This window comes from Staphylococcus sp. CoH_129_LAB_1 (assembly GCF_058191515.1).
Genome location: NZ_JBXWKZ010000005.1, coordinates 52,293 through 67,824, shown reverse-complemented (window position 1 = coordinate 67,824; position 15,532 = coordinate 52,293). Strand labels below are relative to the sequence as shown.

The window sequence follows — 15,532 nt, the reverse complement described above, 5'->3', positions numbered from 1 at the left end:
GCTTTTTTTAAAATGTAAAATTAATGCTAAATAATGACTTTAAAATTGACTACTTGAGGAATATGAGATAAATCGTGTTGTGTCATGTAATCAATTAACACTTGTGCGCCTTCCTCTTGTATATCTTTAACAACTGGCGATTCTGCAAACATTTTATAATCTCCGCCACCAACTGCACGATAGTTGTTCACACATATGGTATACGTTTTTGTATCTTCTAAAGGTGAAGCGCCGACTTTAATATCTGAAACACGTTGTCCTACAGGTGCACCAGCATGAATAGTATAAGAGATACCACCATACATATCATAATTAAAATGTTGAGGTTTTGGAGATAAAAACGTATCGTTAACTGTGATGTCATTATTATCATTGACACTGAAATAACTTGCTGATTTTTCTAAAGCTGCTTTAATTCCTTCGCCAGTAAGTTCTAACACTTGGAATGTGTTAGGGAAAGGATAGTTATTAATGATATCTCGCATTGTGACTTGTTGATTAAAGCCTTTAGCTGAATCGAAAAGAGCTGTACTTGCTATATCTGCACCACTTTTTTCTAATAAAATGTAGTTGATTAAATTAATAAGTGGGTGAGGATGCGTCCGAGCTTCAAATTGATCGTTTATTAACATCGGTTCAGGCAATGTAGTTATATTTGTATCAAGCCAATCTTCTAGTCCGTTTAACAGTGCTGCATTGTCATTAGACAATGTTAGTGATAAATCAGTAGGAACAGGGATGAGTGATACATGTTTATCTACAATATGATATTTATGATCTAATGTTATGGTCACTTTACCATATTCTACACCACGCGTACCTGGTTGAATAATTGCTATATCATTTTTAACCAATGCAATATCACGATGTTGGTGTCCTGTAATGAGTACATCAATCGATTTATGAAAACGAGAAATAATTTCTGACCCTTCATTTTCGCCAGTTAATGCTTCAGTAGGTGTGTCAGTATCCAGATCTCTTTCAAAACCCCCATGATATGATACAACGACAATATCAGCTTTTTCACGAACTTCTGGTAAAAGATGCTCTAATGTGTCAATTGCACTATTAAACGTTAAGCCTTTAATATGGGCAGGTTGTTCCCAATTTGGAATGAATTGGGTTGTTAGCCCAATGACACCTATAGTGATATCACCACGTTTAAAATAACTCACGCCTTGACCAGATAAAGGCTTCCCATTGCTATCATGAATGTTTGCACATAATATAGGATGGTTGAGATTGTTCAACGTGTGTTGCAAATAAGATAATCCATAGTTAAACTCATGATTTCCTAATGTACCAAAATCAAAATTTAAATGATTATAAATTTGGGTGAGTGGTAAATTCGATTGCTTTTCAGTAGCTAGATAGTGACATAAAGGAGAGCCTTGTAAAAAATCACCGTTATCAATTTTAAAACTATAGTCATCCTGTTGACGTTCTTGTTCTATAAATTGATTTACCTTTAATAATCCCATAGGAAGATTTTGATCTCTTTTTGAAAAATCAGTTGGGAAGATATAGCCATGTATATCACTTACGATATAAAAAGAGAGTTGTGTCATAAGTCATTTCCTTTCATAAATAAAGAGATAAAAAGAAGAAAGTAGTTTAATAAACTCCACATCTCTTTATATCTCTTATGTGTTTGATTACTATTATAAATTATTGAATTGAACCTGTAGCAAGAATTTTACTACCTTGTTTTAAACGAATGGTCGCTCCTGAAATAGGTTCAGACGTTTTGGCTGTAAATGTTATTGTCGCACGACCTTCATTGTCAGTTGTGATACTTTGTTCTTGACTATATCCTACAGTATCATAATTTTGTCCATCTTGAGAAAAGCTTGCAAGTTGTTTACCACCTTCTTGATAAACACCTAATTTTAAATGCTCAATAGTTGTATTTTTATCCATATTTGTTAATTTAACTTGAATATTAAATGGTTCATTTACTGACACATTATCTGGCAAATGAAATTGAACATTATTGCTAGAAATCATTGAATTAGAAGTAGTTGTATCTTTGGATGACTGTGTTGTGTTCGTGTTCCCTTGTGAACTATTATGTTCAGTCGTATTGTTTTCTATACTATTCGTATGATTTTGTTGTGATGATGTACTGCCATAACTACCTAGTTTAAATGTTGAACGGTCATACCATTTATAACCAGTTGGAGGTTGTGACCATGGTTCTTTTTCAGGTTCAGTTGAATGTTGTGGTTGTTCAAAGTTAAGTAATGGTGTTGGTTGATCTAACTTAATACCTGTTTCTTTTAAATTCGGTGTATGATCTTGTTTTCCAAACCAAGTTGTAATATTTTCAAGTAATTTACTATTATCTTGTTCTTTAAACCCATCATACGTTTTCTTAGTCTTTCCATTATCTTCACGTACATATTTAGGTGTACTATCTTCGACTAATGATGAATCTCCAATGAAGGCCGCTTTTCCTTTACCTACTTTTGAGATAGCGACATAAGGTCCTTCTGCGATACCACCGCCATTGTAAATACCTTGATCGACTGCATGAGACCAACGTTGTTTTTGAGATAAATGATCTGGTAAGAAGATAATACCTTTTGCTTTTGTAGGATCTGTAATGGCAAGAGTTGAACCAGCATGCATTGATACAGAATGTATACCTTCAGTAATACCGAAGCTGTCACTGGATGGCACAATATTTTGAGTGTTTAAATCACCTAAAGCGTTATAACGAAAACGTACACCGAAGTGTTCAGAAAGCCAATCTGAACTTTTAACATTGCGCATAGCTTTAGAATGCTTTTCCTCATTTGTTAAATCTTTAGTGATATCTTGATATGCACCACGACGATAACCATTCATCACTTCTGAAGAATCAAAACGATTTAAGTTTCTGTCTGCATTATAGTGATCAGCGATAAAGATGATATTGCCACCTTTTTCAACAAAATTAAACATAGCTTGTTGTTCTCTCTTTTTAAAAGGAATATTGGCTTCTGGAAGAACGAGAATATTGATGCCACGTAGTGTATTAGGTGTAATGTTAGATTCTCCATCGATTTGTTTCACAGTGTATCCTTGTTGACGCATTGAATCAGCATAATCTGAAAAGCCACCGTCAATCACCCAATCAGCAGCTCCTGCCGTTTGGCCGTGTGAAGCGTCAAAAGCGACAGTTTGAGTGGTAGTTTGATTTGGTGCAGCGTGACTGATTGGCGTTGCAGATAATGTAATTGCTGAAGCTAAAATAGTACTACTTAATACTTTTATCCATGTCATTGTTTTATCTCCCAATACATTTTTTATTGATTTATAAAAAAAGTATAATAAAAAAATGAATCGATAATAGATTGTTTAGTGAATATTTAAATAAATTTTACAATTCTTTAACAATATAAACTTATTTTATAAGAAATTCACGAATAATAAATATTATTTTAATTAATATTGTGCTAATCTTAATATTGTCAAATGAAATGCGTTGACAAAATTATATAAATGTATACATAGCGAACGGGGGCAATATGTTATGAAGGAATTGAAGTACCTTTTAGTATTGGCGCTATCAGTCGTTATTTTCGCTGCAGCATGTGGAAATAATAGCTCGTTAGACAATACTAAGAGTAGCAGTTCAGATAGTGGATCAGGATCAAGTAAAGATGGTTATACACCTAAAGAGTTGACTGTACAATTTGTGCCATCACAAAATGCAGATACACTTGAAGCGAAAGCAAAACCACTTGAAAAATTATTATCTAAAAAATTAGGTATTCCAGTAAAAGTGTCTGTATCGACAAACTATAATACAATTGTTGAGGCAATGAAATCTAAAAAAGTTGATGTTGGTTTCTTACCACCAACTGCATATACTTTAGCACATGATCAAAAAGCAGCTAATTTATTATTACAAGCACAACGTTATGGTGTAAATGAAGATGGTTCTAGTAACAAAAAACTTGTAAAAGATTATAAATCAGAAATCTTAGTTAAAAAGAACTCAGGCATTAATAGCTTAAAAGATTTAAAAGGGAAAAAAATCGCATTACAAGATGTAACTTCAACAGCAGGTTACACATTCCCATTAGCAACTATTAAAAAAGACGCTGGTATCGATGCTACAAAAGATATGAAAATTGTTAACATGAAAGGGCATGATCAAGCAGTTATTTCATTATTAAATGGTGACGTTGATGCTGCTGCAGTATTCCAAGATGCACGTAACATTGTTAAAAAAGATCAACCTAACGTATTTAAAGACACTAAAATTCTTAAATTAACAGAACCAATTCCTAACGATACGATTTCAGTTCGTCCTGATATGAACAAAGACTTCCAAGAAAAACTTAAAAAAGCATTTAAAGACATCGCTAAAACAAAAGAAGGACACAAAATTATTAGTGAAGTATACTCTCACGAAGGTTATACAGATGCTAAAGACTCAGACTTCGATATCGTAAGAAAATATGAAAAAGAAGTTCAAGATATGAAATAATTATGACAATCACATAATTAAATAGGTAATAAAGAGAAGAGGCTAGGACAATAGAGCAATAATAGAAATGTACATATATCATTTCGTATGCTCTGCTCCCGACCTCTTTCTCTGTATAAAAAAGAAGGGTGTAAACATACATGAGTCAGATAGAATTTAAAAATGTGAGTAAAGTATATCCAAATGGTCATGTGGGACTGAAAGATATTAATTTAAATATTGAAAAAGGCGATTTTGCTGTTATCGTTGGTTTATCAGGAGCAGGTAAATCTACATTATTACGATCTGTTAATCGTCTACATGATATTACTTCTGGTGATATTACAATAGAAGGAAAATCAATTACGAAAGCGAAAGGCAAAGAATTATTAATGATGCGTCGTAATATTGGGATGATTTTCCAACATTTTAACCTAGTCAAACGTTCTACAGTATTGCGTAATGTATTGAGTGGTCGTGTCGGTTATCATCCAACTTGGAAAATGGTATTAGGATTATTTCCAAAAGAAGATAAAGTAAAAGCAATGGACGCTTTAGAGCGTGTGAATATATTAGATAAGTATGATCAACGTTCAGACGAACTTTCTGGAGGACAACAACAACGTATTTCAATCGCACGTGCCTTAGCACAAGAACCAGCTATTATCTTAGCAGATGAACCTGTTGCCTCTTTAGACCCTTTAACGACAAAACAAGTAATGGATGACTTGAAAAAGATTAACGAAGAATTAGGTATTACAATTTTAATCAACTTACACTTTGTTGACTTAGCATTAGAATATGGTACGCGTATCATTGGTTTACGTGCAGGTGAACTTGTATATGATGGGCCAGCAAGTGAGGCTAATGAAGATGTATTTAATGAAATTTACGGTCGCAAACTTAATGATGATGAGAAGCTAGGGGTGGATTAAGATGGCGACACCTACAACAAATAAATACGATCAGTATTTAAATAAGAAAATCTCTTTTAAAACCAGTTTAACTATCTTTTTAGTTATAACATTAGTGGTATGGAGTTTTTTATATACAGGTTTTAGCTTTAGTGACTTAATGGTAGGTATTCCACAAATTGGTTCATTTTTTGGGCAAATGGTACCCCCAGATTGGAGTTACTTAAGTACCATTACTAAACCAATGTTAGATACGATTCGAATGGCGATTGTTGGTACTTTTTTAGGTGCCATTGTCTCTATTCCAGTTGCTTTATTATGTGCGAGTAATATCGTAAAAACCAAATGGATCACCATTCCATCACGTTTTGTGTTGAATATTGTACGTACCATTCCTGATTTATTATTAGCTGCTATTTTTGTTGCAGTGTTTGGGATTGGACAAATTCCTGGGGTATTGGCATTATTTATTTTAACCATTTGTGTTATTGCGAAATTGTTCTATGAATCGCTTGAAACAATTGATCCAGGTCCAATGGAAGCGATGACGGCAGTAGGTGCAAATAAAACAAAATGGATTATGTTTGGAGTAGTTCCACAAACAATGTCTACATTTTTATCCTATGTATTATTTGCATTTGAGATTAATATTCGTGCCTCAGCAGTTCTTGGATTAGTAGGTGCTGGTGGTATCGGTTTATTCTACGACTCAACTTTAGGATTATTCCAATATCCAAAAACAGCGATGATTATTCTGTTCACTTTAGTCATTGTTGTCATTATTGACTATGTCAGCTCGAAAGTGAGGGAGAAACTCGCATGACACGAGAACAGCATCAGTTAGAAAAGAAATATCCAGTGAGATCAAAGGAACACAAACAAAGAATGATTAAAAATTGGCTGATTGCCATTGTTGTTTTAGCTATCATTGTTTGGGGATTTGCAGGTATGCCTGCTTTAGAATTAAAAGCTAAATCAATTGAAATTCTTAAATCTATTTTTAATGGATTATTCCATCCTGATTGGGATTACGTTTATATTCCAGCTGGAGAAGACTTACTTCGTGGTTTACTTGAAACGTTTGCCATTGCTGTTATTGGTACATTTATTGCAGCAGTGATTTGCATTCCATTCGCATTTTTAGGTGCACGTAACTTAGTAAAAGTTCGACCAGTCACAGGGATTACTAAATTCATTTTGAGTGTGATTCGTGTATTCCCTGAAATTGTTATGGCGTTAATTTTTATAAAAGCAGTAGGTCCTGGTTCATTTTCAGGGGTACTTGCATTAGGGATTCACTCAGTAGGGATGTTAGGTAAATTATTTATAGAGGATATTGAAAGTTTAGACTTCTCATCAGCCGAGGCTTTAAAAGCAAGTGGTGCGAATAAAACTAAAACACTTGTCTTTGCGGTAATCCCTCAAATTTTACCATCATTCTTATCTCTTATTTTATATCGCTTTGAATTAAACCTACGTTCAGCATCTATTTTAGGTTTAATCGGTGCTGGTGGTATTGGGACACCACTGATTTTTGCACTTCAAACACGTTCATGGGATCGAGTAGGGATTATCTTAATCGGCTTAGTCATTATGGTAGCCATTGTTGACTTTATCTCGGGAGCTATTCGTAAACGTATTGTGTAATAGAAGACATAATTTGAATATTTTTATAAACAAATAGAGCTATTGCCAGGACTTAGAAAACTGGACAATAGCTTTTTTATAATGCATGAAAGAAATGTTGTTACAGTATTAGTAACAGATACTTAGAAAAATACAGTTAATGTTTATTTAGAAAATTTACGTCTAAGGCTAATTACACCTACGCCTAATATGAAAGCTATAAGACTGTAAACAAACGGTGTGGTTGAGGTGCGTTCACCTATCATAGGTAATTCATGATGTAATGAAGTTTGACTCGCTTGTTGAGAACGAGTTGCTTGTTTAATAAGTGGCGAATTCATTTGTGATTTTGTTGATTGATCTTGTTGTTTAATTAAATGATGCTTTTCGACATAGCCATTGAATCCCATGTCATTATCTTCAGCTTGGTGTTTAGCAGAGTCTTGTTGAGAATTAGACTTAGATGTTTGTTTAACTAGACCGTTTTGTTCGACATAGCCATTGAATCCCATGTCATTATCTTCAGCTTGGTGTTTAGTAGGGTCATTATTGTTAATTACATCATGATTGAAACCAGGATCAGTATCGTTATTGTCATCAACATCATGGTTGAAACCAGGATCTACATTGTTGTTACTATCTTGGGATGTAATTGGTTGACCATTGTTATCATGGTTGAATTCTTGGTCAATGTTACTTGTTGCTGCAAAAGCATGGCCGTGTGACATAAGTAATAGTGATGATGTTACCAATGTTGTTCCAAAAGCATATTTAAAACGTCTTTTAATCAATTTATTCACTCCTTAGTAAAAAGCATTCTTCATACATAAAGATGATTATTTAATAATTAAAAATATCATAAATATGTATATTTATAACTTAACATAATAATTTAATTTAAACCTTAATATCTTCTATCAACTGAATGACAGTTTTGTCATACATTTATTTAAGGCAAGCGTATGCTATTATATAATCAACTTTTTGAAACTAAGAGAGGGTGTTTTAATGCAATTACGCAAAGTTACAGAAGAAGACTTGTTCTCACTTATTAAACTTGAAAATGAGGGCTTTACGCCAGATGAAGCGGCAACGCCAAAAACTTTGAAACAGAGAATCAATAAAATACCTGATACATTCATTATCGCTGAAAAGGAAGGACGCATAATCGGATATATTAATGGACTTGTAATTAATCAACGATATATAACCGACGATTTATTTGAAGAGATTCAACCCAACCCTAACAGTGGTGGTTATCTTAGTGTATTAGGTCTAGTCGTTAACAAAGATTATCAAGGACAAGGGACTGCGGGCAAACTGTTAGAGCAATTTGAGAAACTGGCGAAGCAACAATTAAGATGCGGTGTGACACTCACATGTCGAGAAGCTTTAGTGTCATTGTATGAACGTTATGGCTACAACAATGAGGGAGAATCAACCTCACAACATGCTGGTATAAAGTGGTATAACATGGTTAAAGAAGTGTAAGGATAAGGTTGAGACAAATACGTTTCAACCTTATATCTATATTATGTTTAATTTATTTCTTGAGTGTTCTAACATTTTTTATTCTCACATTTTAAATAGATATTTCCCCCTTTGGACATTCACTCCAGTAATTAAATAATACTTTCTTCTTAAAGCTTTTTGATTAATTTTTAAATTTCAATTTTAAAAGTATAAGAAAACTATATTTTAATTGGAAGAAACTAGTTCCATTTCAACTTAAATATTCTGTATTCAATAATAATTCTTCAATACATTCTTATTTTAAATACGATAAATAAAATTAGGATAGTTACAAAATTGTTATATAGTTTAATTCTATGTATTTACATGCAGTTTAATGAATTTTACCCCTAATCATTGAAGTGGTTATGTTTATTGGTAGATGCTCCCCTAGGAGTCTTCGCAACTATGTTTCGTAATCTATCTTAGAACTACACACGAAAGAATGTGAACGCTTATGTTTCTTATGTGGTTTTAATTTAAAACAATTTTCAAGGAAGTATATCTAGTTTTAACAAATAAATGATTTATATAAATAATTACTCTCTGTTGTTTTCAATAGTGATTATAGTACCGTTAGAATCAGATTTAATATTTAATTTTAAAGAGAATCTTTCGCAAATATCTTTAATAATAGTTAAACCTTTAGATTTAGTAGACATATCATTAAAGCCAATACCATTATCCTGAATAGTGATATAATCTTCATTTAGAAAAATGGTAATACGCGATGAATCAGAATGTTTATAAATATTAGAAATAATGTTATCAAATAAGCGCTCATACCATAATTGGTCACCAAGCCAATAAATAGGGTTACCTTCAACATTTAGAATGGTTAGAATGTTCTTTGAATCTAATAGATAGTGCCATTTATCAATTGTTGTGTTTATACATGCTTGTATATCAACTTGGTGGTTAAACGTATAAAATCTAGTAATATCATCTTTGTTAGGTAATGCCTTAATTAAATTAGAAATATAGTTTATCTTTTCATAAGATAACTCTATATCATTATCATTAATTTGGTATTGAAATCCGAGTTGGTATAACTCTAAATTTAATGCAGTTAGAGGCGTATTAATATCATGGGCAAGTTGAGTAATGTAATTTTGTTCTTGCCTTTTGTTTTCGATGATTTCTAACTCTCTATATCTTAGTCTGTCTATTAAGATATTTATAGATTGACCAACTTCATCAATTTCGTCATTTATATGAGTAGGTATGTCTAATTTATTAGGTAATTTGTCACTATTAGCAATGTCTAATAATTTATCATTAAGTAAACGTAAACGATCCACAATTTTATATACATAGCGTGAAGCAATAATAACTAAAGTAATTAGAATTAAGAAGAAAAAGATATAAAAAATTATTGTAAGACCACTGGATTTAAAATTTAAACCGATTGGATAACCCAAGACTTTTTCAATAAATAGAATACATAGTAGTATCATACTATTGATAGCTAAAAAAACTAAAGGTATCGATAATAAACCCAATCCCATGAACATATAGTATTTTTTTAATAGTCTCATAAATTAGCCCCCATTTAATCTATAACCAATACCATAAATTGTCTCAATAATTGTTCCAGAATCTAATAACTTAGTTCTTAATTTTTTTACATAAGCGTTCAAAGTATTTTCAGAAGCGGATTCAAATTGCCAAACGTAATCAATAATTTGATCCTTAGTTAAAATCAAATCTCTGTTTTCATACATATAGAAAAATAATCGACGTTCCGTTTTAGTTAAAGATAATTGGTTTCCATCATTAGATTTGATTATCTTGTCTTTAGCATTAACTTTAAACTCATAAAATTGAGCCTCTTTATCAGCATAATGGATAGTTAAAAGATTATTAATCCTAGAAATAAGTTCTCTCGGATTGAAAGGTTTGGTAAGGTAATCATCGCCATTATTCAAACCTTTAACTTTAGAATCGATATCAACTCTTGCTGATAAATAAATAATAGGTATAGTAGAAATGCTTCTTATCCCATCAGTGATAGACAAACCATCATTATTGGGTAACATTATATCCATAATAATGATATGAACGTCATTCAATACGTAAAAAACGCTATCTCCAGTTCTATCTAATGTCACCTGTGCACCTTTTTGTTGTAATATTTGTTTTAAATTTTTAGCGATGGTTTCATCGTCTTCTACTAATAAAATATGAAACCCCTCCATATATTTCACCTCCATGTTTTATTAATTAATTAATATAAATGTTGGTATATAGAATAGCACGTATAAACCAAAGAATAATACGGGAATTTTAAATGTAGGAGAATAATCTTTATCTCTTAACCATGAAAGTATTTCGTATATTCCTGTTAGAAAAGCTATTGCTAAACTCCCCATTGAAATGAATAATAATACTGATGATATGATACCAGTCATTCATATGCACTCCTTTATCTGATTTTGTAATTCCAGTTTAAAAACTAATTCTGAAAAAGTTATGAATAATTCGTATTATCTTCTTAAATTCATATAAAAGAGTATGAAAGGTTGGGATAACAATTTATTATTTATGTCACTAAAAAATTTAAATCAAGTATAAAAAAATATATGTAAATAGTATCTTTTCAATTTGCAAAAAAAGATAAGGAGGCTAATATGAAAAGATTATTTTTTATAAGTATTATATTTTTAGTATTTTTAGGAGGATGTTCCTTCAGTGACAACAAAGATAAAGCAGAAGGTGAAGAAACCAATAACAAGGCTAAAGCTACAGACAAAATGAAAAAATTTAAAATAGGTCAAGTCGTGGATGCTGACGGTGTAGATATTAAAGTAGTTAAAGCAGAATTCGTAGATAACCATGATGAGTATAGTGCGCCTGTAAATGGCAAAGCCTTGAGAGTATACATAAAGTTTAGAAATAATAACGATGATCAAGTTTTAATGGATAATACTGATTTCAGTATGAAAGTAAATAACGAGAATTATGAAGAATGGTATGGTAGTGAAGATATGCATGAAGGATTTAGCCACCAATTAAATCAGCATAACACTGCATCAGGCTACATTACTTATAATGTACCGGATAGTGATCAGTATACTTTAGAATTAGATACCGTACCTAATTTCAACAAAGTTAGGGCACAATGGATTATTAATAAATCAGAAATTAAGAATTCAAATGTTACTAAAGATACTTCGACTAGCTCAACTACAGATGTTGAGGACGAATCAGATACAACATCTTCTAGTAAAAAAGAAAATGATGATTCTGATTAAGTGGACGTGGGTGTGACATACCCTGCTTATATGTATAATGCTTTAGTAGATGAATATAATTCACTCACTGATGGTGAAAAGATGAACCATAATATCTAAAGATGTGTTAGAAATTGAGTATGATCAATTAGAAGATCGTGTAGCAGCATTGTATGAGAAAGAAAATGCTAAAGCGGAAAAAGAGTACGAAAAAGCAATGCAAGATTATGAAGACCAATTGGCTCAAGAAGAATATGAACAACAACAAGCAGAACAAGTTGAAAATGAAGCATCTGAATCTGATGACAATTCAAATGGTCCTGGTTCTGATGATCCATCATTAGACAGTGGAACAGAAGATACTTTTTCTGAAGATGACGCAGCATAGAAAAGGAGACAACAATGGAACATAATTATATGAATGAACCTAAGCCAACTAACAGAATTATTGAAATGATTCTTGGAATAACAGGAAGTATATTTGGAATTATTGGTGGATTGATTGCACTAATTCTAACAAACCATGACAAAAGTTATGGTTCAGAACTTGTTGGATTAATGACTATTGTGACAACCAGCTCTATTATTTTATCAGCAATAACTTTAACATTAAGCTGTTTAATTAATAAAAGACGTGTTTTAATTGGTATTATACTTATTGTTGCTGCAATAATTCATATATATTTATTAGGATTTTTTGGTTATTTATCAGGTATTCTAATCCTCGTTGCTGGGATTATCGCATTAGTTAGGAAACAATTTGATAGAATAAAAGGAACTATGACAAAGTTCCTTCTATTTTTTTAATTATGATTCGAAATGAGGTGTTAAAGATGGAAACTGTGTACATTGCAGGTGGATGTTTATGGGGAGTTCAAGCGTTTATAAAAACATTGCCAGGTGTCTTATCGACTGAAGCGGGACGTGCAAATGGGATATCTGAAACACTTAGTGACAAATATGACGGCTATGCAGAATGTGTCAAAACGACATTCAACCCTATGCAGACATCAATTACTGACTTAATGAATTATCTTTTTGAGATTATAGATCCATATAGTATTAACAAACAAGGTGTTGATAAAGGACTTAAATATCGTACAGGTGTTTATAGTGAAATTGAGAGCCATCTTAAAGAAGCACAACAATTCATTCAACAACGTTCAGATAGAGATAAAATCGTTGTGGAAGTACTTCCTTTAGAAAATTATGTTAAAAGTGCAGACGAACATCAAGATAGATTAGATAAACATCCTGAAGATATCTCGTTATGTCACATCTCTAAAAGTATATTAAATAAATACAACTAAAAGGAATGGGACAGCATTCATATTGTATTCGTTGTCCCATGCACTCTTTATTATTTCTTAAAAAATGTATCGATAAGACTAAGTGAAGCTAAACCTAATAAGTCTAAAGCATGTTGTGCGCCAACCTTACCATGACCTGCTTCAAGGCGTTTGTATACTGCGACGCTTAATACACTAAACGTGACAAGTGACCCTAAGCGAGAGATATTTTTATGCAAGAAACTTGTGACAAACAAACCCGATGCAATGAACTCAATCACACCTGCTAATTTCATTGCACGTTCCGATAATTCAAAATCCTGTGTAAATAGTTGTTTAGTATAAGGATTACCGGTAAGTTTACGTTTTGAAGCGGCATATAAATCTTTAGCGAGTTTTAAATTGGTAGCATAACGTAATATCATTATCAAAATGCTCCTTTATATCATATTTTTTAGTTAAACTAAGTATAAAAGTCGCGTTAAAAAAAGTTAAATAAAAACGTTCAGCACAAATGTATAATGCATTCACGCTGAACGTTTTTATTTATATAAGTATTGAATTAGTTTTTACCGAATGTATCAGTAAAACTTAAAGCAGCTAAGCCAAGTAAGTCTAAAGCGTGTTGTGCGCCTTCTTTACCGTGACCAGCTTCAAAGTGTTTGTAAGCTGCAACGCCTAATACACCAAATGTTGCAATAGAACCTAAACGAGAAATATTTTTGTTTAAGAAACTTGCAGCAAATAATGCAGCAGCAGTAGCTTCTACTGTACCTGCTAATTTAACTGATTTTTCTGGTAAACCAAATACATTTTTAAATGTATCAATCATTTCTTGGCTACCTTGTAATTTTGGTTTTGATGAATCATATAATTCTTTTGCAAGTTTTAAATTGGTAGCATAACGTAAGATCATTAATAAGCACTCCTTTTTTAGTTAAATTATTTTATAATAAAATAAGTATAATTTTTATACTAGAAATTATATGCTTATTGATAAGTAAAGTCAATAAAAAGCGTTAGATAATTATCTTTTTATAAGAAAGTGTTAATCTGTACACTTTAGAAACTATATTGAACGTGTCATAATAATACTGTTGTGAAAAAATCTATGAAAGGAGTTATATTATGGAAACATCGATGCATTATAATCGAATGACTACAATTTTCTTTATTTCGGGTATTATTGTTATGGCAAGTTTATATACTGCTTTACCCCTTACCTCGGTATTCGCAAAAGATTTTGGCATTTCAAATGCTGTTGCCTCTCTAAATGGTGTTATCTTTTCAATTACATATTCAATAAGTTGTCTATTTTATGGTACAATTTCTGAAAAATTTGGACGTGTTCGTACGATTTTATTTGGACTTATTGGACTCGTCATTATATGTTTACTTATAGGTTTCATTCATTCGTTCACACTACTTATTGTTCTTCGTGCAATTCAAGGTATATGTGCGGCAGCTTTTTCACCTGTATCTATTACTTATGTCACTGAAACGTATTCACCAGTAAAACGTGTGACTGCGATTAGTTTTATTAGTACAAGTTTTATGTTATCTGGTGTCATTGGCCAAAACTTGAGTGAAATTGTAGTACGTTATTCTAATTGGCATATGGTTTATTTTATATTAACGTTACTATATATCTTTATAGCAGTACTTATATATAAATATATTCCAGAAAGTCCAGTGAAAAATCCTCAACTTAAACTAGTAGGTTTCTTCAAAAACTTTAAAGATTTTAAAGATAATAAAATAGTCATATTATGTTATCTTATTTCTTTAACCTTACTCACAATGTTCATTAGTATGTATACTATCTTTAATCATTATATTACTTCTGATATTGTAGGTGGATCGGAAGCAACAGCAATTAATGCTAAACTCTTTGGTATTATTGGGATGTTACTGTCATTATTAGCAGGACGTATGAGTGAGCGAATAGGTGTTAAACATGTGATTGTAGGAGCATTAATTGTTAGTATCGTTTCTCTTATTTTAATGGGCTTTACCACAAATATTATTTTATTAGTGATATGGAGTGTATTGTTTGTGGGAGGTATTGCGTTTGCAATTCCATCTACTATTTCAAAAGTAGGTATGGTAGTCAATCGAAATCAAGGTTTCTTCTTATCCGTTAATACATTTATTCTGTTTTTAGGAACAGCCATTGCGCCATTATTGATGATTCTTATTCAACCATTATCTAATTTTACATTACAATTTATAATGATTGCAGTCATTGGGATCATTGCTCTTATAGTGGCTTTACTTTTACCACGTAGAAAAAATGTAATACGATGACATTGCGGTATCAAAAGCATTCAAATTCAAAATGAGTTTGGATGCTCATTTTTTATAAGTTGGGTTGTCAAATTAAGTGCAACAACTTAGAATTTAAAAATTCGTAAGACGTCTTCCAATTAAGACACTTTCTAGGTCGATGGTTAATAGAGATGCCATTATCCCTTTCCTTTCCATTTACAAAATGAAATT

Annotated in this window: 18 protein-coding genes; 10 read left to right on the top strand and 8 right to left on the bottom strand. The window is 31.8% G+C overall.

Annotation, left to right across the window (positions count from 1 at the left end; all coding sequences use genetic code 11):
* Positions 1 to 26 precede the first annotated feature (26 nt).
* Entirely contained in the window at positions 27 to 1,568 is a 1,542-nt protein-coding gene (locus tag AC2FB1_RS02950) for a bifunctional metallophosphatase/5'-nucleotidase (RefSeq protein ID WP_490673790.1), read from the bottom strand.
* Between the two features lie 100 nt (positions 1,569 to 1,668).
* On the bottom strand, positions 1,669 to 3,267 hold the full coding sequence (locus AC2FB1_RS02945) for a DNA-binding protein (RefSeq protein WP_490673789.1): 1,599 nt from the start codon (positions 3,265 to 3,267) through the stop codon (positions 1,669 to 1,671).
* A gap of 250 nt (positions 3,268 to 3,517) precedes the next feature.
* Here AC2FB1_RS02945 and AC2FB1_RS02940 point away from each other — a divergent pair, with 250 nt between their 5' ends.
* From AC2FB1_RS02940 to phnE (AC2FB1_RS02925), 4 genes are all read left to right on the top strand, one after another.
* A complete protein-coding gene (locus AC2FB1_RS02940; protein ID WP_490673788.1) occupies positions 3,518 to 4,480 on the top strand; it encodes a phosphate/phosphite/phosphonate ABC transporter substrate-binding protein in 963 nt (320 codons plus the stop codon).
* A 140-nt stretch (positions 4,481 to 4,620) separates the two neighbouring features.
* Positions 4,621 to 5,394 (top strand): phosphonate ABC transporter ATP-binding protein, encoded by a 774-nt coding sequence (gene phnC, locus AC2FB1_RS02935; protein WP_490673787.1) that lies wholly within the window; start codon positions 4,621 to 4,623, stop codon positions 5,392 to 5,394.
* A 1-nt stretch (position 5,395) separates the two neighbouring features.
* Entirely contained in the window at positions 5,396 to 6,196 is an 801-nt protein-coding gene (gene phnE / locus AC2FB1_RS02930; protein WP_087436633.1) for a phosphonate ABC transporter, permease protein PhnE, read from the top strand.
* Entirely contained in the window at positions 6,193 to 7,020 is an 828-nt protein-coding gene (gene phnE / locus AC2FB1_RS02925; protein WP_490673786.1) for a phosphonate ABC transporter, permease protein PhnE, read from the top strand. Before phnE (AC2FB1_RS02930) ends, phnE (AC2FB1_RS02925) begins: the two co-directional genes overlap by 4 nt.
* A 143-nt stretch (positions 7,021 to 7,163) precedes the next feature.
* On the opposite strand, the gene AC2FB1_RS02920 is transcribed toward phnE (AC2FB1_RS02925), so the two are convergent.
* Entirely contained in the window at positions 7,164 to 7,799 is a 636-nt protein-coding gene (locus tag AC2FB1_RS02920; protein ID WP_490673785.1) for a hypothetical protein, read from the bottom strand.
* 208 nt (positions 7,800 to 8,007) lie between these two features.
* Here AC2FB1_RS02920 and AC2FB1_RS02915 point away from each other — a divergent pair, with 208 nt between their 5' ends.
* On the top strand, positions 8,008 to 8,490 hold the full coding sequence (locus tag AC2FB1_RS02915; protein ID WP_490673784.1) for a GNAT family N-acetyltransferase: 483 nt from the start codon (positions 8,008 to 8,010) through the stop codon (positions 8,488 to 8,490).
* 560 nt (positions 8,491 to 9,050) lie between these two features.
* Here AC2FB1_RS02915 and AC2FB1_RS02910 read toward each other — a convergent pair.
* The 3 genes from AC2FB1_RS02910 to AC2FB1_RS02900 are packed head-to-tail and all read right to left on the bottom strand — an operon-like array spanning position 9,051 to position 10,922.
* On the bottom strand, positions 9,051 to 10,049 hold the full coding sequence (locus AC2FB1_RS02910) for a sensor histidine kinase (protein ID WP_049413992.1): 999 nt from the start codon (positions 10,047 to 10,049) through the stop codon (positions 9,051 to 9,053).
* Between the two features lie 3 nt (positions 10,050 to 10,052).
* Positions 10,053 to 10,709 carry a response regulator transcription factor gene (locus AC2FB1_RS02905; RefSeq protein WP_490673783.1) on the bottom strand — a complete coding sequence of 219 codons (657 nt, stop codon included), beginning with the start codon at positions 10,707 to 10,709 and terminating at the stop codon, positions 10,053 to 10,055.
* Positions 10,710 to 10,730: 21 nt separating this feature from the next.
* Positions 10,731 to 10,922, bottom strand: a complete 192-nt coding sequence (locus tag AC2FB1_RS02900) for a hypothetical protein (RefSeq protein WP_049413988.1) — start codon at positions 10,920 to 10,922, stop codon at positions 10,731 to 10,733.
* A gap of 219 nt (positions 10,923 to 11,141) precedes the next feature.
* Between AC2FB1_RS02900 and AC2FB1_RS02895 the strand changes: the two genes are divergently transcribed.
* The 4 genes from AC2FB1_RS02895 (at position 11,142) to AC2FB1_RS02880 (ending at position 13,054) form a co-directional block, all read left to right on the top strand.
* Positions 11,142 to 11,765: a DUF4352 domain-containing protein gene (locus AC2FB1_RS02895; protein WP_235063263.1), complete on the top strand. Its 624-nt coding sequence runs from the start codon at positions 11,142 to 11,144 to the stop codon at positions 11,763 to 11,765.
* Positions 11,766 to 11,868: 103 nt separating this feature from the next.
* The gene (locus tag AC2FB1_RS02890) at positions 11,869 to 12,132 is read left to right on the top strand and encodes a hypothetical protein (RefSeq protein ID WP_235063264.1); all 264 of its coding nucleotides are present in this window, start codon (positions 11,869 to 11,871) and stop codon (positions 12,130 to 12,132) included.
* Between the two features lie 14 nt (positions 12,133 to 12,146).
* A complete protein-coding gene (locus AC2FB1_RS02885) occupies positions 12,147 to 12,551 on the top strand; it encodes a hypothetical protein (RefSeq protein WP_490673782.1) in 405 nt (134 codons plus the stop codon).
* A 26-nt stretch (positions 12,552 to 12,577) separates the two neighbouring features.
* Positions 12,578 to 13,054: a peptide-methionine (S)-S-oxide reductase gene (locus AC2FB1_RS02880; protein ID WP_490673781.1), complete on the top strand. Its 477-nt coding sequence runs from the start codon at positions 12,578 to 12,580 to the stop codon at positions 13,052 to 13,054.
* Between the two features lie 50 nt (positions 13,055 to 13,104).
* Here the strand turns inward: AC2FB1_RS02880 and AC2FB1_RS02875 are convergent, their stop codons facing one another.
* Both AC2FB1_RS02875 and AC2FB1_RS02870 read right to left on the bottom strand, forming a co-directional pair.
* A complete protein-coding gene (locus tag AC2FB1_RS02875) occupies positions 13,105 to 13,458 on the bottom strand; it encodes a hypothetical protein (protein WP_490673780.1) in 354 nt (117 codons plus the stop codon).
* Between the two features lie 137 nt (positions 13,459 to 13,595).
* Complete coding sequence (locus AC2FB1_RS02870; protein WP_490673779.1) at positions 13,596 to 13,949, bottom strand: hypothetical protein; 354 nt, start codon at positions 13,947 to 13,949, stop codon at positions 13,596 to 13,598.
* A gap of 212 nt (positions 13,950 to 14,161) precedes the next feature.
* Between AC2FB1_RS02870 and AC2FB1_RS02865 the strand changes: the two genes are divergently transcribed.
* A complete protein-coding gene (locus tag AC2FB1_RS02865; RefSeq protein WP_490673778.1) occupies positions 14,162 to 15,340 on the top strand; it encodes an MFS transporter in 1,179 nt (392 codons plus the stop codon).
* The last annotated feature ends 192 nt before the right edge of the window (positions 15,341 to 15,532 follow it).

What these genes read in the sequence shown, in the direction of transcription:
- AC2FB1_RS02950 (WP_490673790.1), bottom strand. Translation starts at nt 1,568, where the DNA reads ATGACACAACTCTCTTTTTATATCGTAAGTGATATACATGGCTATATC.
- AC2FB1_RS02945 (WP_490673789.1), bottom strand. Translation starts at nt 3,267, where the DNA reads ATGACATGGATAAAAGTATTAAGTAGTACTATTTTAGCTTCAGCAATT.
- AC2FB1_RS02940 (WP_490673788.1), top strand. Translation starts at nt 3,518, where the DNA reads ATGAAGGAATTGAAGTACCTTTTAGTATTGGCGCTATCAGTCGTTATT.
- phnC (WP_490673787.1), top strand. Translation starts at nt 4,621, where the DNA reads ATGAGTCAGATAGAATTTAAAAATGTGAGTAAAGTATATCCAAATGGT.
- phnE (WP_087436633.1), top strand. Translation starts at nt 5,396, where the DNA reads ATGGCGACACCTACAACAAATAAATACGATCAGTATTTAAATAAGAAA.
- phnE (WP_490673786.1), top strand. Translation starts at nt 6,193, where the DNA reads ATGACACGAGAACAGCATCAGTTAGAAAAGAAATATCCAGTGAGATCA.
- AC2FB1_RS02915 (WP_490673784.1), top strand. Translation starts at nt 8,008, where the DNA reads ATGCAATTACGCAAAGTTACAGAAGAAGACTTGTTCTCACTTATTAAA.
- AC2FB1_RS02910 (WP_049413992.1), bottom strand. Translation starts at nt 10,049, where the DNA reads ATGAGACTATTAAAAAAATACTATATGTTCATGGGATTGGGTTTATTA.
- AC2FB1_RS02905 (WP_490673783.1), bottom strand. Translation starts at nt 10,709, where the DNA reads ATGGAGGGGTTTCATATTTTATTAGTAGAAGACGATGAAACCATCGCT.
- AC2FB1_RS02900 (WP_049413988.1), bottom strand. Translation starts at nt 10,922, where the DNA reads ATGACTGGTATCATATCATCAGTATTATTATTCATTTCAATGGGGAGT.
- AC2FB1_RS02895 (WP_235063263.1), top strand. Translation starts at nt 11,142, where the DNA reads ATGAAAAGATTATTTTTTATAAGTATTATATTTTTAGTATTTTTAGGA.
- AC2FB1_RS02885 (WP_490673782.1), top strand. Translation starts at nt 12,147, where the DNA reads ATGGAACATAATTATATGAATGAACCTAAGCCAACTAACAGAATTATT.
- AC2FB1_RS02880 (WP_490673781.1), top strand. Translation starts at nt 12,578, where the DNA reads ATGGAAACTGTGTACATTGCAGGTGGATGTTTATGGGGAGTTCAAGCG.
- AC2FB1_RS02875 (WP_490673780.1), bottom strand. Translation starts at nt 13,458, where the DNA reads ATGATATTACGTTATGCTACCAATTTAAAACTCGCTAAAGATTTATAT.
- AC2FB1_RS02870 (WP_490673779.1), bottom strand. Translation starts at nt 13,949, where the DNA reads ATGATCTTACGTTATGCTACCAATTTAAAACTTGCAAAAGAATTATAT.
- AC2FB1_RS02865 (WP_490673778.1), top strand. Translation starts at nt 14,162, where the DNA reads ATGGAAACATCGATGCATTATAATCGAATGACTACAATTTTCTTTATT.